At 52.9% G+C, this 17,301-nt stretch carries 13 protein-coding genes; 9 read left to right on the top strand and 4 right to left on the bottom strand.

The genetic code is table 11. The features are described from left to right. Window positions 1–41: 41 nt before the first annotated feature. A complete protein-coding gene (locus AB1L42_RS10115) occupies window positions 42–920 on the top strand; it encodes a B12-binding domain-containing protein (RefSeq protein WP_367054103.1) in 879 nt (292 codons plus the stop codon). A 188-nt stretch (window positions 921–1,108) separates the two neighbouring features. Beyond that, window positions 1,109–2,029 (top strand): carboxylating nicotinate-nucleotide diphosphorylase, encoded by a 921-nt coding sequence (gene nadC, locus AB1L42_RS10110; protein ID WP_367054100.1) that lies wholly within the window; start codon window positions 1,109–1,111, stop codon window positions 2,027–2,029. Here nadC and AB1L42_RS10105 read toward each other — a convergent pair. The 4 genes from AB1L42_RS10105 to AB1L42_RS10090 form a co-directional block, all read right to left on the bottom strand. Continuing rightward, entirely contained in the window at window positions 1,998–3,530 is a 1,533-nt protein-coding gene (locus AB1L42_RS10105) for a hypothetical protein (RefSeq protein ID WP_367054097.1), read from the bottom strand. The genes nadC and AB1L42_RS10105 overlap by 32 nt on opposite strands. Further along, window positions 3,531–4,892 carry a hypothetical protein gene (locus AB1L42_RS10100; RefSeq protein WP_367054094.1) on the bottom strand — a complete coding sequence of 454 codons (1,362 nt, stop codon included), beginning with the start codon at window positions 4,890–4,892 and terminating at the stop codon, window positions 3,531–3,533. A gap of 224 nt (window positions 4,893–5,116) precedes the next feature. Then, window positions 5,117–5,980, bottom strand: a complete 864-nt coding sequence (larE, locus tag AB1L42_RS10095) for an ATP-dependent sacrificial sulfur transferase LarE (protein WP_367054091.1) — start codon at window positions 5,978–5,980, stop codon at window positions 5,117–5,119. A 53-nt stretch (window positions 5,981–6,033) separates the two neighbouring features. Then, window positions 6,034–6,828: a phytanoyl-CoA dioxygenase family protein gene (locus AB1L42_RS10090; protein WP_367054088.1), complete on the bottom strand. Its 795-nt coding sequence runs from the start codon at window positions 6,826–6,828 to the stop codon at window positions 6,034–6,036. Between the two features lie 635 nt (window positions 6,829–7,463). Here AB1L42_RS10090 and AB1L42_RS10085 point away from each other — a divergent pair. The 7 genes from AB1L42_RS10085 to AB1L42_RS10055 all read left to right on the top strand — a co-directional run bounded on the left by AB1L42_RS10085 (window position 7,464) and on the right by AB1L42_RS10055 (window position 17,234). Then, the gene (locus tag AB1L42_RS10085) at window positions 7,464–8,978 is read left to right on the top strand and encodes an efflux RND transporter periplasmic adaptor subunit (RefSeq protein WP_367054085.1); all 1,515 of its coding nucleotides are present in this window, start codon (window positions 7,464–7,466) and stop codon (window positions 8,976–8,978) included. Between the two features lie 102 nt (window positions 8,979–9,080). Beyond that, complete coding sequence (locus tag AB1L42_RS10080) at window positions 9,081–9,812, top strand: RsmE family RNA methyltransferase (RefSeq protein WP_367054082.1); 732 nt, start codon at window positions 9,081–9,083, stop codon at window positions 9,810–9,812. Window positions 9,813–9,930: 118 nt separating this feature from the next. Further along, entirely contained in the window at window positions 9,931–11,871 is a 1,941-nt protein-coding gene (locus AB1L42_RS10075; RefSeq protein ID WP_367054079.1) for a sigma-54-dependent Fis family transcriptional regulator, read from the top strand. A 791-nt stretch (window positions 11,872–12,662) separates the two neighbouring features. Beyond that, the gene (locus tag AB1L42_RS10070) at window positions 12,663–13,502 is read left to right on the top strand and encodes a uroporphyrinogen-III synthase (protein ID WP_367054076.1); all 840 of its coding nucleotides are present in this window, start codon (window positions 12,663–12,665) and stop codon (window positions 13,500–13,502) included. Window positions 13,503–13,848: 346 nt separating this feature from the next. Continuing rightward, window positions 13,849–14,964 (top strand): BON domain-containing protein, encoded by a 1,116-nt coding sequence (locus AB1L42_RS10065; RefSeq protein WP_367054073.1) that lies wholly within the window; start codon window positions 13,849–13,851, stop codon window positions 14,962–14,964. 292 nt (window positions 14,965–15,256) lie between these two features. Further along, window positions 15,257–16,237 (top strand): hypothetical protein, encoded by a 981-nt coding sequence (locus AB1L42_RS10060; RefSeq protein WP_367054070.1) that lies wholly within the window; start codon window positions 15,257–15,259, stop codon window positions 16,235–16,237. 37 nt (window positions 16,238–16,274) lie between these two features. Further along, window positions 16,275–17,234, top strand: a complete 960-nt coding sequence (locus AB1L42_RS10055) for an aldose 1-epimerase (RefSeq protein WP_367054067.1) — start codon at window positions 16,275–16,277, stop codon at window positions 17,232–17,234. Window positions 17,235–17,301: the final 67 nt, after the last annotated feature.

Raw genomic sequence — 17,301 nt, 5'->3', positions numbered from 1 at the left:
GGCGAACGCTCGATCTCTTGTCCTCTTCGGAAGTTAGATTTGTGAAGGAACTCGTCTCTCCAAAACAGCTTGCTCAGGCGATTTCGGTCAGCGAATCGTCGCTGAAGCGGTGGTGTGACAAGGGAGTGATCCCCGCAGTCTACACTGCTGGGGGACACCGACGGATTCCAGTGAACGGGGTTTTGAGTTACCTCCGAGAACGTGGATTGCAGATTCAGCATCCTGAAATTCTCGGACTTCCCCCAGCTACTACGGGCGGACAGGCTCGGAAAATTTCCTCGGAGCAGGAACGACTTGTCTCCGCGATGATTTCGGGAAGTGAAGAGGTCTGTATTGAGATCGTCTTCAATTTGTATCTGGCAAATTGTCCAGTCAGCACGATCTGTGATGAAGTACTGGCGACAACCTTCCATGAAATCGGTGATCGGTGGGGTTGTGGAGACGTTGCTGTCTATCAGGAACGTCGAGCTTGCGAACTCTGTTTGAGAATCATTCACGAATTGAGACGAGCACTTCCCGAACTGCCTTCTTCTGCACCGATTGCGATCGGCGGCACACTCGACGGAGATCCGTACACACTCGCTTCTTCGATGAGCGAACTTGTCCTTCGAGATACCGGATGGAACGCGAATTCGATGGGGAACATGCTTCCGTTTGCATCGATGCGTCAGGCACTCCGAGACACCAACGCCAGATTTTTGTGGGTCAGTGTTTCGTCGATTCGTGACAAAGAAGAATTCCTGGCTGAGTTCGAAGAGCTGTCGACTCTCGCATTCAATCTAGATGCGACACTCGCTGTGGGAGGCAAAGCTCTCGTCGAAGAAATTCGCCGAGAAATGAAGTACTCAGCCTTCTGTGATAACTTTCGCCACCTTCAAACAGTCGCTGAGCAATCGCTGAAGAAAGTTCACTCGAATTGATCAGCAGAACATTCTCAAATATGGTTCACACTGCCTCGAACGAGCGAACTCAGCTTCTTAATCAGTGAGAGCGCGCAAGCGAGTGCACTGGAAAGTGCCAACTTGCTCTCGATGAGTGGAACGGATTGTTTCTTGAGACAATCATTGTTTCAATAAGTGGTTCCACGTTTCTCCAGCAGCGAATTCTCATGCCTGAATATTGCTTGACCCCCAGCGAGTTGGAACAGATTGATCGCCTGATCGAGACAGCGATCGATGAAGATCTCCAGAGCCAAATTGATTTGACGACTGACTCTCTCGTCCCGGAATCAGCACAAGGCACGATTCAAATTGTCGGGCGCGAGCAGGGCACTCTCGCAGGAGTTTCGATCGCGGAGAGAGTCTTTTCATTTCAAGGGCGACATGACGTTAACTTCACTCCCTTGCTCCAAGATGGGGATGCACTCATCCCCGGCACTGTGATCGCAGAAGTCTCCGGATCGATGCGAAGCATTCTCACGCTGGAGCGGACGGTCTTGAACTTCCTGACCCTGCTCAGCGGGACAGCGACTTTGACGCGGCGGTTTGTTGACGCGGTCAAACAGACTCAGTGTCAGATTTTAGAAACCCGCAAAACGCTTCCGGGTCTTCGGGCTGCTCAGAAGTTTGCAGTCCGCTGCGGTGAAGGCACCAATCATCGAATTGGGCTCTACGATGCCGTGTTGATCAAAGACAACCATCTTGCCTGGCTGAAGACGCGCTCACACGACTATCTCGCTGACGCAGTCCGCGAAGCACGAAACAACGCTCCGAGAGGAGTGATTGTGGAAATCGAAGTCGACACAATCGAACAGCTTCGCTGCGTGTTGCCCGCCGATCCAGACATCGTCTTGCTGGACAACATGTCCAATGAGCAATTGAGAGAAGGCGTTCAGCTTCGAGATGAACTGAATCAACGCGTGCTTCTCGAAGCATCCGGCGGAGTCACCCTGACGACAGTCGGTTCAATTGCCGAAACTGGAGTTGATCGAATCAGTGTGGGAGCGTTGACTCACTCAGCTCCTGCGATTGACATTGGATTCGACTGGAGCGGAGTTGTCAGTTCGTCCCCCGACGGACCGTCGAGCTGATCGAATTCACCTGCCCGTTGGAATCGCCCTGTTTCCAACCGAATCGAATCATCACTCCCGCAGCATCATAGATCCAGAGTTCAGAGACGCGACCTGAACTCGCAAATCGAACGATCGAGTCCGGAGCGATTCCCATCGCTGATTTCACTTGATGTTGTGTCATTCCCTCCTCGATGCGTCCTTCTCGAATTGCTGTTTCGATTTGGGACTCTCGAGTTTCAGGAATCAAATCTTTGGGCGTCCAGTTTCCTTCGTGCAGAGCATACCCATTCTTGTCGAGCCACTCCGTGGCCAGCGGGTACTGGGGATTGATCTTCCAGGCTTCAATGTAAAACCGGGCGGCGGCCTCTCGGTCATCAAGAAGTTGAATCCAATCTTCCGCGTAGTCGACCAATCCTCGCGCGCCCTGACCTCTCGCAAGCGACTCTCGAGAAGCGAGCCAATTCCGTTTAGTTTCAACAGCTTGAGATGCATCACCGAAGTCGACGTATCGATTCGACAAATTCAACATCTCCGCGCGAGTCATTGTGTCCAGTCGCTTAGAGGCGTAGGCGAGTTCCTTCGACTCATATTCTCGAATCAGGTCTGCCCGCTCAGGAGCGTCCGTTTTCAGACGTTTGGCGATCGCGAATCCATTGGCTCCGGAAGCATCCGCCTGAGCCAGAATCATGTCGACAGAGACTTTCAGATAGAAGAGTCGATCAAGCTGCCGTCGCGCTGGATTCTTGGACTCGTCGTATAATTGAATCGGACCGGCGAAGTATTTGTCGGCGAGCTCTTGCGGATACTGCTCAAGAGGAGTCGACGCTCCCGGCAGGTTTCTGGCCACAGAGACATGTAGTTCAGTCAGACGATCAACGCGATCACGCAGCTTGTTCAACTGATCGAACTGTTCCCAGTACCCTCGATGCAAGAATTCCTGAACGAGACTCTCATCCAACTGGAACTCTCTGGCCTTCTTGAGGAGATGATCGAGAGCGCGCTGATCGATTGTTTCGAGCTGTCTGTATTCAATCAGCAAACCATTTTGTTTGAGCTGTTGCGCCTTCATCCGCAGGTCTTCGTCACCGTAAAACCGGGCTCGCTCCTCAGCCCAGTCTGCCAGTTCGTACATTGCTTTTGGATCATCGCTGTCTACGCGTGCTCGTCGAGCGAGGTACTGTTCGTCATCGCTGGGAACCTTGCGCAGCGAGTTCACTTCGAAGAAGAGGCGACCGTTATTCTTCTGGATCTTTCCAATCACTTCGAGATTCTTGAACTGCCCGGACGGGCGACTGACATTCGAAGAAAAGCGAAAGGGCATGTCGCAATTCACGAACTTCAGGGACGTCGAACCCATCAGCGCGTAGCGTCCTTCGATCTGCCACGTCGTCCCGACAAGATCACCCCACTTCTCTTTGACTGCATTGAATGACTGGATCGATCGTGCTTCACAGATTCCATCTCTCTGGAGTCCCAGCACGAGCACGAACAGTAGCAAGACGATTCGAATAGCGTTCATTTAATCTCGTACCCCCATCCATTTTGCCTGTTGGGCGAGGATGTGTTCCAACTCTTCCCGGCTGAGGATCGAACCGACGTTCAGATTCGTCTGAGCGTAAGTCTTCTCATCGGACCAAAAGAAGGCAGTTCGAGGATTCAATCGAATGACCCAATTGCCGTTGAGGCCAAGCGAACAATCTTCGAGTTGAGCAGCGAAGATCGAATACTGACCATGACTGTCATCGTACGGTTCAGAAGAAACAACCGGCAATCCTTTAGCGAGGGGGAAGTCAACGACAACGTTCACTTCTCGCGGTCGATCTCCAACCACCCATGGAAAGTCCAATTCGAGAGGAAGAGAAGATTGCTCTGACCGATAGGACTGAACAGGACGCAGGTTGCCTTCGATGATCAGCCACTCATCCTGATATCGAATCCGGAACCGCTCCTGCCAGGCTTCCATACCCTCCGAGACATAAGTCGCTTCGGCATCTTCGGTCAGCTCGAAAAGTGTATACTGAGACAGCGCGGTGAAGGCTTGTATCTCTCGATGCATCTGGCGGATCTGACTCGCTTCGCGATCCGTTCTTCCGAGTCGATCGACAGCGTCAACGGCGTCCTTCAATTCTCCTCTCGCATCGGTCCATTGCTCTTCAGCGATCAAGTCTATCGCTGCTGCGAGTTTCTCCCTGGCGTCGATTTCAGCCTGAGCAAGTGAAGACCGTCGAATGGAATAGAACACTGTGGCTGCCAGAAGACAGATGATCAACAGCCCTATCTTTCGATGTGGAGACCAGAACCCCAGAAAGGCATCTCGAAAGGCTGCCACGAAATCAACCGTCGCTTCAATCTTCCGACCGATAAAGCCAGGGCCGGGATCTTCGTCGTAGACCTCTTTGGGGAGTTTCTGTTTCGAGGATTGATTCGGTGAAGCCTCCTCAGAAGCTGGGATGACGGCTTCATCCGGTTGCGAGAAGTCGAGCGGAGTTGGCCTCTTGCTCTCTTTCGAGCGACGCTTGCTGCGTTTCTTTTTTCTCTTCGCTGGATCGAGGGGAGGGGGATAGGAATCACGAGGAAGAATGAAGAGAGAACCGCCGCAGGACTTACAAACAAGATGCTGAAAGCGAACACGTCGAAGCCCGGTGTGACGCTGTCCGCATTCGCACTCGACTTCGAACGGTTGCGGTGTATCTGGAACGTCTCTTTTGAAAACGTTGACCGCTCGTGATAACCACTCACTACTCATTGCGTGGGAATTTTCTCCGCGAGTCTTAAAGAGCGATCCGGTTCCCGTTGAATCGAATTCCTGGGCACCGCCCGTCGATTCAAAGTCACCATCCGAGCTCGTCCAAATTCGCCCATTGCTGGTTTCTGCTCTCAAGTGTTGTTGACTGGATGATTCGTTTCGTGAGTCGCGCCTGACGATTCAGAAACTCTCTTGGTGTTTCGCGGACGAATTCACCATCAACACTGGCCGGTTCCAATAATACGCATTTGTACACGGAGATGTGAGATTCGTTCCCTCAGAATTTTTCGGGCAGACAAATCAATCTCGCCTGTGCGTTGTAACCCGCACTGCATGAAAACGGATGTCGGTCGGCCCTCTCAATCTTTTTCCAACTGGATTTCGACAAGTTCCAGCGTTTGATTCATACTCCCGGATCGAAAACCTTCCAGATCCAACGTCACGAACAGAAATCCAATCCGGCGGAATTCTTCAGTAAGGCGAGTCCGGAAGGTTTCGTCGAGAAATCGGGGAAGCAGGTCAATCGACACTTCGATGCGGGCAAGTTCGTTGGCTTCATGTCGGACACGCAGGTTCTTCACGTTCAGAGCGGACTTCAGATATGCCTCCGCCTGATCGACTCGCTTTACTCGCTCGGGAGTGACTTGCAGCCCGTGGGCGATGCGACTCGATAAGCAGGGCATCGCAGGTTTGTCCCAGATGGGAAGATCCCAATGACGGGCGAGTGTCCGCACGTCGTTCTTGTTCAGCCCAGCTTCAATGAGCGGGCTGCGAATCTGATGGTCTGAAGCTGCCCGCATTCCCGGACGATGGTCACCGAGGTCGTCGAGGTTGGCTCCGTTGCAAATCGTCGGATACTCAGCTTCGGGGAATCTTGATCGAAGGACGGTGTACAACTCGGACTTACAGTAGAAGCAGCGGTCGCCGAGATTCTGTTGATATCCCTCAACGAGAAACTCTTCTGTGCCGACAACTTCGTGTCGAATCCCTATCAACGCTGCGATTTGCTCCGCCTCTTCAAGTTCACCGGATGCGAGAGACGCACTCGATGCGGTCGCTGCCAGAGATTGTGCTCCCCAGACTTCGTAAACGGCGCGTGCCACGACTGCACTGTCGACACCTCCAGAAAACGCAATTACCGTCGGTCCATATTGCATGATCTGGCCAAACAAAGACTCCTTCATCTGGTCGATCGAAGCTTCGACTTCTTGCGAACCACTCACGTGGATACCTCTGCTGTTGGAGGGATCATTGGAGGACGTCCCCCACGAATTTGTCATGGAAGAAGCATCTCCGGCATGGATGCTGAACGCGATCCTTGGCGGGGAGAATTTTCCGCTGCCCGAAACGTGAAGACAACGGAGAACTTGGTGGTCTTGGAATAGTTGCGAGTCGCAGCATGCAGCGTCCGGCAATGGAACAACAGAACATCTCCCGGATTCAGTTCAACAGGTTGCCGCTGCTCGAGGAGTTTTTGATTCTCCGGATGATCATCTCGGAAGAACAATTCGCTGTCGAACTGATGTTGCCCGAAGCTCATCCGGTGAGATTCCGGAATCACCTGCAGACATCCATTTTCCAAAGACTCTTTCCCCAATGCCAGCCAGACGCTGATGAGATTCGGCTGTTCATACGACCAGTAACGAATGTCTTGATGCCAGCCTGTGTCGCTGCTGTACGCTGGCTCTTTAGTCATGATGCAATTGTGATGAGCCAGCGGACAAACAAGCCGCGGGCCGAGCAGACGTTCAAGTCGCGACTTGAGGGCGTCTGAATTGATCCAATCAGTGAAGACAATGCCGCGACAATGCGCCTGTTTCAAACGACGTATTGTCGCTCCTCCACTCTCCTGTCGGGACGTCGGTGCTCCGGGGTAGTGCAGATCCGATTCATATTCGACAGGTTCAATCGCCAGACGACGATGGTCTTGTGTGATTTGAAGCATCTCAGCAACAACATCGCTGTCAACAAATTCTCGAAGGACAAGAAAACCGTTCTGTTCAAAAAGTGCTTGCTGTTCCAGCGGAAAGTCATGAATGGAATTGAGAACCTCTTTTGATGAATCCGTCATCGATGTTGCTTCGTTAAGGAATCCAGGAAAGTCGCATTGCTCATGGAATGAGATTCAGAAACAATTCGACAATGAATTGGCTCTGAATCTGTTTTTCCAGAATGAATGTTTCGAACAAGCACTCGTCTTACAGGTTTCGGAATCACTTCGAGAGCACGCTGCTCTTCTGATTGTTTTTGCTCGGACTATTTGACATTGTTTGCAGCCCGTTTGCTCGCCTCAACTCTGGAAAACCAGTTCGAAAGTGAGAACGAGCAAACACGTGAACGCTGAGGAAAGTTGATGTCGAACAGTTTGAACCGAAACACTCGATCTTGATATCACGAATGGTTCGTGACATCGCGTTGAGCGTCCGGGTTCATGGCTGCCTGAGAAATGGATATTTACCCATCACTTTCCTTAAGAATGGGAATGCTGATGCGAACTTGAAATCGAGGCAATCGCACTGCAACCATCTGACGTACTGTACTCGGTCGAAACGTCTGAACTGGTCGAGGTCACATCGTGAAAGTGTTTCAAAAATCGCATAATCCCTCGACAGAAGATCCAGTCATCAGTCACTTTGTGGCGAATCGCTGACTCTCCCTGAAACGTCATTGTAGTCAATCTGGAATCATTCTTAAAACAGGCTGACAATGCCCGAAGTGCAAACGCATCCACAACCAGTCACCACCAGTTCGAAGGGAAGTCCTGCCCCGAAAAGTGGCAAGCCGAACCACATGTGGCGGCGAGCGATTATTTCCGTCGTCTGCGGAGCACTGGTGATTTTCTTTGCGATGAACGTCTTCATGGCGTTGGCACGACTGAAGTCGGCTCCTCCGCGCGAAGATCCTCCTCCGGTTGTCCTCAAGGTCGAAACATTCGAAACGGAACGGACTCCCGTCCGGCGATTCCTTCCGGGATTCGGAACCGTCCAGCCCGACACACAAGTAACCATCTCAGCTGAGGTCAGCGGACGAATCACCGAAAAGAGCCATCTGGAAGTTGGAGTCGAGGTCAAAGGACCGACGGTGGAAACCCTACCTGATGGCCGTTCCCATCGAACGCAAGGAGATGTCCTCGTTCAAATCGACAACCAGGTCTATCAGGAGCGTGTCGCTCAGACGGAAGCTCAACTCCGCGTCTCACACGCCCGCGTGAATCGTCTCGTTCAAGAGAAACAACTCAGCGAAGAGCTTCTTGCTTTGCAGGAAAGGCAACTCGCTCTGATTCGGGGAGAGTTAGAGAGGGCGAGAGAGTTGCTCTCGCGCGGTGCTGGAAGCCAGGCAACCGTCGATCAGGAAGAACTCGACTTCGCTCGCCAGAACGAGACAGTGAAACGACTGAGAAACACGATCGATTTGATTTCTCCTCAAATCGAAGAACTGTCCGCACAAAGCTCAGCTCAAGAGAGCGAACTCAGCCTGGCCCGACAGGACCTTGAGAAAGCGACTGTCCGGGCTGGGATCTCCGGAATCATCAGTGAAGTTCACGTTGAACAAGGTCAATACGTCCGAGCAGGCGATCCGATCGTCGAACTGACTTCAACCGACCGCGTTGAAGTTCCGATTGGACTTCCACTCGAAGACGCCATTGTCCTTGGCAAAATGTTGAGTCAGGGACAACGAGCAGAGGCTCGACTCGCGACGCGTGAAACGGATCTGCTGAACCCAGCCAGACCTTCGTGGTCCGGATACATCAGCCGCATCAATCCGCAAGCTGATGAGAAAACCCGGACAGTGCAGGTCTTTGTCGAAGTCGACAACAGAGAGCAAGCGACTCCTCTCAAGCCGGGAGTATTCGTTTACGCCCGCATCGATGGCGGAAATCTCGACACCGAACAGGGACTCCTGATTCCGAGGGAAGCGATCAACGGAGAGACTGTCTTCGTCGTCAATAGCGAACGATCAACTTCCGACGACACTCCACTGACTGTCAGCCCTCGAAAGATTCGCATCCTGCAAAAGCTGCAGTCGTTCGCTCTGGTCGACGGCGAAATATCTCCCGGTGACCAGATTGTCACGTCCAATCTCGACATTCTGTCAGCTGGATCTCTTCTCGAAGTGCGACAAGTTCGAACGCTTCAGGACGAGACCGCCCGGCTTCGCATTCCGTACCTAGAGTTTCCCAATTCGCAAGCAGCCGCAGCAGAGGAAAGCGGACAGAACTAGAGCAAATTGCTCTTTTCTGAGCACTCCCTTGTACTGTTTCATCAATTAAAAGGCTGTGTTTGCTCGTGCGAGAGAGTGCAAACCAAATTTGAAGATTCTCTAATGGCAGATCGCTTCTACTATGTCGGGCCATGGGAAGATGAGGTCACTCTGGATGGCCCTGAAGCTCATCATCTGGGCACCGTTCTGCGAAGAAAAGCCGGTGAGGAAGTCGAACTGTTTGATGGCCTTGGAACAAGCGCTTCTGGTCAGCTCACCGAAGTTGCGAAACGCAGCGTTCGCATTCGTTTGACTTCTGCCCCTTCTCAGTCAGCGAAGAACATAACAAAGCTGACACTTGCGGTCGCTCCTCCAAAAAGGGACCGTCTGCAATGGCTCGTTGAGAAAGCGACGGAACTGGGAGTCGATCGCTTCATTCCTCTTATCACCGAGCGAAGCGTCGTCAAACCGAGACCGGGCAAACTGGAACGCTTGTCGTCGACCGTCGTCGAAGCCTGCAAGCAATCAGGCCGCAACCATTTGATGGAAGTCGCGCCCACGAGTTCACTTCCGGATCTGATCAAGGACTCCCAAGACCAAAACTCTCCTCTCTTATTCGGCGATGTGCCTGACAAACAAGAGCAAGCCCAGCAGGCCATCAAGCTGTCCGGCCCTCACAGTTCAGTCACCGTCTGTATCGGCCCGGAAGGGGGATTCAGCCCTGAGGAACGGCAACTTCTCCGAGATTCCGGTGCCTGTCCGGTATCGATTTCCTCGAACGTTTTGAGGGTCGAGACCGCTGCAATCGCTCTGGCAGCCGTTTTGATCAGTCAAATTGACATTCATTTTGAATGAAACCGGACTTTCTGGTGTCGTCGGCTTGATCACGCCTATGTGTCGCGAAATAATCTACTTTGCCGGAGAGGCGTCGTCAGATTAACGCGATTACTTAGACTGTCGTTCGGAGTGCATCATGGAGGAATCGGTTTGGCTCAAATGGAGAGATCTTCCCTGGCTTCAACGGTCCAATTCTCACGCATCACTGATTCGAGCGTGTGAGCGAATCTTACAGCTTGAATCTCTGCCGGAGATCGTGACTGACATCGCGGCCGAATTCGGCGTCCCGCGTTGTTCCATTCTGGAACGAAGAGAAGGCTGGGAAACGATCGCAGCCCGCGGCGAACCCATCGATCTGCTTCCCGGTCCGCTCCTGAATGATGTTGTCGATCAGAATGCCGCAGTCTGGTCACGTCCAAGCGGTGAAGATGCCCACATGTATGTCGCAACAGGATCGTTGCAGCAACATGTCCTGGCATTCTCCGGTGTTCGACTCGATCCTTCACAACTCACCGACGGACTCGCGATCGCCAGAGTTGTCGGCTCGCGAATCAACGACCTCGCAAAGTTCGACAAAGCCCAGCAGACCGTTCAACGCTTACGTGCCACGAATGCACTCGCCCACACTTTCGCTGGAGAAACAGACACTCAACACCTCCTCGAACGAATCGCTGAAGAAGCTTCGAGGCTGCTTGGTGCCGACCGTGCGAGTATCTTCATCTGGGATCGCAATCAGCGAATGCTCATCGCATGTCCCGCATTGGGTGTTGAAGGCGGCAAACTCTTTCTCCCCGACAACAAAGGGATTATCGGCGAAACGATCGAATCGCAGTCGCCCGTCGTCGTTGACAACGCTTACTCCGATTCTCGTTTCGATCAAACAGTCGACCGCCAAACCGGATACAAGACACGGAATCTGCTGTCAGTCCCGCTCTTTGACGCGGAAGGGGAGTGCATTGGCGCCTTCGAATTGATCAACAAACTCGACGGCGATTTTACAGATGACGACCTGATTGCCGTTCAGGACTTTGCTGTCCACACTTCCATTGCAATCAAGAACACGCTGGAACTCGAAAACCTCGTTCGCAGCAACCAGAATCTCACTGAACGTGTCTCCAGCGGGGTCACGATCATCGGCGAGAACGAATCGATTGTCGCTCTTCGAGGGACCATCGACCGACTCGCAGCGACCGAGCTTCCCGTTCTCATTCTCGGAGAAAGCGGGACGGGAAAAGAAGTCGCCGCTCAAGCACTGCATCACAATGGCCCCAGAGCCGCCAAACCGTTTGTCGCAGTGAACTGTGCTGCGCTGACTGAGTCACTGCTTGAGAGTGAACTCTTTGGACACGAGAAAGGGGCCTTCACCGACGCACAGTCGACTCACATCGGAAAGTTCGAACTGGCCGAAGGTGGGACACTCTTTCTCGATGAAATCGGAGACATGAGCCTCGGCGGACAGGCGAAACTTTTGAGAGTTCTGGAGCAAAAGGTCATTACGCGTGTCGGCGGAACTCAGCAAATTCCCGTCAACGTGAGGATTGTCGCAGCGACGAACGTGAACCTCACCAACATGGTGGCACAGAAGAAGTTTCGACAGGATTTGTACTACCGCTTAAGTGTGGTCACGCTGGAGATTCCTCCGCTTCGAGAGCGTCCAGAAGATGTCACAACGCTCGCCCACTTCTTCCTCAAGCGATTCTGCAGTGACGCGGGACGTCGAACTCTGGAATTCACCCCGGAAGCAGAAAAGCGACTGCGGATTCACGGCTGGCCCGGCAACGTGCGTGAGCTGCGAAATCTCATGGAGCGCGTGGCCTTTCTCGCTGGGGGAGATCGAATCGAAGTCGAAGACCTCGCCTTCATCCTCAGCCCTTCACACGATCCCTACGAAGATCTCTCCGATGGCGTTGGACTCGCCGATGCGACGAACAAGTTTCAGCGCGAATACATCAAGCGAGCAGTCAAGAGGATGCAAGGGAACATGAGCGACGCCGCCGAGTTCCTCGGTCTGCACCGGTCCAACCTCTATCGGAAGATGCGACAGCTCGGCATGGAAGTCGAGGAAGTGAAGCCGTAACGATAGCTCACCTCCCGTTTGACTCTCGCACTGAGACCTACACTCAATTCTTTCCAGAGTGAGTTGCTCGCTCGTGAGAAACCCTGTCGACCGACCATTGAAGGTGCTTGGGATCGGCAGGTTCCAGTTTCACTCGCACTTCTTCTCTCAAAGCTGATGCGCATTTACGCAGCGTCGCTGCAGCAATGCCCGATCTGGTGGCATCGCGCAGACCGCTTCACGACCAACGTAACAGCGCAACTCTTTTCACCATAAGAAACTACGACTTTCCACGAGAGAACTTCTTCGCGTGGCACGCGGATTGCCAATAGGCGTATTGTAAAAGCGAGTGTTCACTGACTGGGGGTGTGGCCGGGGTTCTCCTCGTTGGAGTTCTTCCGGGCGAGCGCCCACGCCCCCAGCCATTTTCACTCGCTTTTACTATTTCATAAAGCGTGCTTCGTGCCGTCGAATAATCCGCTCTCGTACTACTGCACTCTGCCATCTCGCTGCAGAGAAACAGATTCAACCACGCTTCACGATCGAATATCCAGCGACTGGGCGAACTGGCTGGATCGAGATGCTTGAAGCGACTCTCTGGCGTAAATCCATGTTGGCTGTCGAACACAAAGTGAAAATGGCGTTCGACCGAATTCGCTCGATGGGCGTTCTGCATTTGCCAACTCAGATCTCTTCGCTGAAGACTTTGAGTGTTTCAGCATGTTGGCAGCTATCATTGGATGCGAACAATTGCGTCGGATCGTCTATAACTGTGTGACTGTTCAAAGTTTCAAGTTTGTGAGTCGAGCATTATGTCGTCGAAAGTCAGAGTTTGTGCATTTGAAAGCCGCCGCGCTCCCGAGATGCGTCGCTTGATCGAAAGATTCAACGGCATCCCGACACTGGCTCCTTCGATGCAGGAAGTCCCGCTCGAATCGAATTCTGAACCACTCTTATATGTCGAGAAGCTGCTCGCTGGTGAAGTCGATATCTCAGTCTTCATGACCGGAGTGGGGACTCAGGCCCTCTACGACGCTGTGGCGAGTCGAATTTCTACAGATGAATTGACGGAAGAAATCCGCAAGACGTTGATCGCTGTGCGGGGACCGAAACCAGCCGCTGTGTTGTCTAAACTGCGACTTCAACCAGCTGTGCGGGCACCTGAGCCGAATACCTGGCACGATCTTGCAGAAGAAATGTCTCGCCAGGGTATTGAGTTGTCTGGGAAAACGGTTGCTGTGCAGGAATATGGAGTCGCAAACACCGAGTTTCATGAGTGGCTGACTTCGCAAGGTGCCGAAGTCATTTCCGTTTCGATTTATCGTTGGACTCTGCCCGACGATACGAGTCCTCTGCAGGAATCGGTGCGAAAGCTCATTAACAACGAATTCGACCTACTGATGTGGACCAGTGCACAGCAGATCAATCACGTCATTCAGGTCGCCCAGGAAATGAATCTCGAAGAGGATTGGTTCGCTGCTGCGAAAAAAGTTCCGCACGCGAGTATTGGCCCGACAGCTTCTGAACGGCTGCGGCAGTTTGATCTTTCTCCCTGCATGGAGCCCTCGCATCCCAAAATGGCCCATCTGGTTCGAGAAGCGATTGAGTGGGTTCAGAACCAGAATGTCGAAAGTCCGGCAGAATCGACCTGATCTCGATCGGTTTCAGCCGAATTCGTGAAATCCTTCTGCCCGCGCCGTGTGATCCATTCGTCACTTGCGAGTGCGAATGACCTCATACAAATGCGTATCTGCCCATTCTCTGCCAATTGGCTCAACCTCTCCTGTTTGAACTTGAGTGAAAAGTTCCAGTTTCCCTGTGTTCTCGATCAAAAATGTCTTTCTCCACGAAATAACCAGAATAATTGAACTCAGCGCCCCAACGAGTCCGATGAGTGGAATAACTATCATTCGATCGAGTCCGCACCGGAACAACCGGACGTGCCGCTTCCAAGAGGGAAACGGTCGCGGAACACTCAAAACCTAAAGGAGTGAGTCCATGCTTCTGCCAAGGAAATGGGCGCTGAGTCTCGGATTGTTGGCAGCAATCCCGACCGTTTCAGTTGCTGGCCCATTCGATCTTTTGCAACCTCAATCCAGTGCAGAGCAAGCCTCGTCACCGGCAGAAGGTTCTTCGAAGACCGAGAATCAGCGCGTTGCCGAAGAGATTGCGAAATCTCTAAAGAGAGCAAACCTCGTACACAAAGACGTTGCCATTCAGTTCGAGTCCGGAACGGCAACAATCAGCGGACAGATTAAAGACGAAGCACAGCGAGCAGCTGTGTCACGAATCGTTGGACGCGTTGACGGTGTTCAAAACGTTCAAAACCAGTTGAGCCTGATGGGTTCAACTCCTGCTGCTCCAGTCAGCCAGCCTCAGACAGCAATGGCTCAACAGCCAGCTGGGGCACCATCTCAAGTCCAACCGGTTTCGTACGCTCAAAGCGCACAGAACAATCAGGAAGTCGCCCAGAACATCGCTGGTGCCCTTTCTTCTGTTGGAATGAGCGGTTACGACATCGAGATCCGTTACAAGAACGGTGTCGCGAGTCTGATCGGAACAGTTGACGGTCCAGAACAGGCCATGCGAGCACATCAGGCTGCTGCAAGCGTGCCTGGTGTCCATCAGGTCATGAACCGCCTGACAGTTGCTGGTCAGCCAGCACCGGGCGCTCCAGGTGGAGCACCACAGTTTGGCCCAACAGGTCCTGGACAACCTCAATTTGGCGGTCCTGGCCAGATGCCTTACGGTCCTCCTCAGGGAGCACCAATTCAGCAGGTTCAAGGCTACGCCCCTGGTCCTCAAGGTGCACCACAGGCTTACGGTCCTAATCCTGGAAACGTCCAGCAAATGGGCCACAAGGTCTACAATTCACCAAACATGCCAAGCAACGCATGGCCAGCATACGCTCAGTATGACAACTACTCGGCTGTGACTTATCCCAGCCAGTACGATGCCAGCGCCTGGCCGTACATCGGTCCATACTACCCATATCCCCAAGTTCCTCTGGGGTGGAGAAAATCCACACTGTCTTGGGAAGATGGAAGTTGGAACCTTGAGTTTGATTCACGGACTGACCGCTGGTGGTGGTTCATGAATCCTAAGAACTGGTAGGTCTGGTAAGTCGAGACCGCGGAAAATCCGTTGTCGACTTCGATTCGAATGATAGCGGTTCATGGGGGACTCACTCTCTCATGAACCGTTTTCTATTAGTATCGAGTTGAAAGCGGATTTTTTCCGTTTCTGGCCAGCCCGAAATGACCTTTGCAGAGATCTCGTTCGCGGATAGACTCCTCCGGCATTCCGCCCAACATGATGAAAGGCGGAGCGGACGATCCGCGCGACACGGCGTCGATTTTTCACGACACCCCAACTGCAGACGCCAGAATTCAGGGAAGGACTCCTCATGACGCTCCCAGGTTCTCAATTCAGAATTCACCTGAAGAGCCTTGCCGTTCTCTCAACACTTTTGGTCTCTCCAGCCATCGCTCAGGAACTCCCTGGCCCATCTACCCCCAGACAGGGTCCGAATGCGCAAAGCGGAGGGCAATCCGCTCAGATCTACTTGAAAACCCCCGAAGAAATGAATCCTGTTCTCCAGACGTGGGAACAGAAGACCGCGGGGATTAAATCGCTCAAAGGGCAATTTGTCCGATACACCTACGACTACGTTTTTCTGACGGAAAAACGAGCTGTTGGGCAGTACTGGTTCGGTGCTCCGGACAAAGCCCGTATGGACTTTCATCCTGATCCACAGATTGTGGAATACAGTAAGAAGCTTCCAGCAGGCCAAAAGTTGACCCACGAAGTCTCCGGAACCACTTTCGAAGTCTCGGCGGACGAACTCAAATCGTGGATCTGCACCGGCGAAGAGATTCTGGAACTCGATCACGAGCCGAAGACTTATTCGAAGATGGAGATTCCCGCCGAGTATCGCGGTCAACGAATCACCGATGGCCCGATGCCGTTTCTCTTCGGAATGAAGGCAGACTCTGTCAAACAGCGTTACGCTATGACATTCGGAAAGAAGCACAGCCTGGATTCGCAAATCCACATCGTTGCGATTCCGATGGTGGCTGCTCTGCGACGTGAATTCTCTCGTGCAGAGATTATGCTCAACCCAAAGACATTCATGCCTCAAGCTGTGAAGCTGTGGGACCCTTCTGGAAACCAGGAAACGACGTACATCTTTCACGAACCAGAGCCGTTGAATCTTATCGAAAACAATTTCAAAGCTCCCTGGAGCGTGACACTTCTGCCTCCATGGAAGAAAATCGCAGACATCAAAGCCGATCCCGATCAACTCCCGATGCAGGAACAACGCAACGCGATTGCTCCGGGGATCTTTCGAACATCAGAGGCGGAATCCGGTCCAGGCGTGAAGTAACGCTGTTCGGATTTCGACGTGAACGTCCAGGCGAATCATGACGAACGCAATCACGATCCATGATCAGCAAAGCGGCGCCCGTGCCAGTATTGCTCCTCACCTTGGATTCAACTGCTTCCAGTTTCAGGTCGATCTCAACGGAGAGACAATTCAGGTCATCGACTCTCCCGAGGATGTTCTTACCAATCCGCCGAGACCAAGTTCGTTCGGAATTCCAGTTCTCTTCCCGTTTCCTAACCGGGTTCGTGCTGGGCAGTTTCAATGGGAAGGCAAGGACTACCACGTTCCGCTTTCTCCGGGACATCCAAATGCGATTCACGGGTTTTGCTACGACCGTCCCTGGCGTGTTGTCGAACAGTCGGAAGACTCAGTCACCGGGCAGTTCCAACTTTCCATCGATGATCCTCAACGGGCTGCGTGCTGGCCGGCCGACTTCATTTTGAGTGTGCGGTATCGAGTCGCGGAGAATCGGCTCGAGACTCAATTCCGAATTGAGAATCCCTCACAGACAGCACTCCCTTGGGGACTGGGAACACACGCCTATTTCCGGCTCCCGCTGTCGTCGAACAGCCAACCCGAAGACTGCACGTTCGGTGTCGATGTTCATGAAGAGTGGGAACTCGAAGAGAGCCTGCCGACCGGACGTCGCCTGCCACTGGAATCCAGTGCCGATCGGCCGCGAGCTGTCACCTTTGGAACGCGATCTTTCGACAACGTTTACACCGGATGGGAAACTGACGGAGAAACAGTTCGCACATCTGTCGTTGACGAAAAGGGTGGACTCGAAATCAATCAGGTGTGCGACGGACGAGTCTTCCGCGAAGCAGTGATCTTCACCCCAAAGGATCGCAACGCCGTCTGTCTGGAGCCATATTCATGCGTAACGGATGCCATGAATCTGAATGGCCAGGACCTCAACACCGGCCTGCAAATTCTCGATCCGGGAGAGCAATTCCAGACATGGCTTGCGATTCAGGTCAGCCCGGTTTACGCCTGAGGGATCTGCTTAGACGCTCTGAAGTCGCTTGAGTGTGCTAACTCGACGCAAGTAAGAACGAGCCGTT

The sequence above is a fragment of the Thalassoglobus sp. JC818 genome (assembly GCF_040717535.1).
Lineage (GTDB): Bacteria > Planctomycetota > Planctomycetia > Planctomycetales > Planctomycetaceae > Thalassoglobus.
Note: the sequence above shows the minus strand (reverse complement) of the source record. Positions and strands in the feature narration are given on the sequence as shown.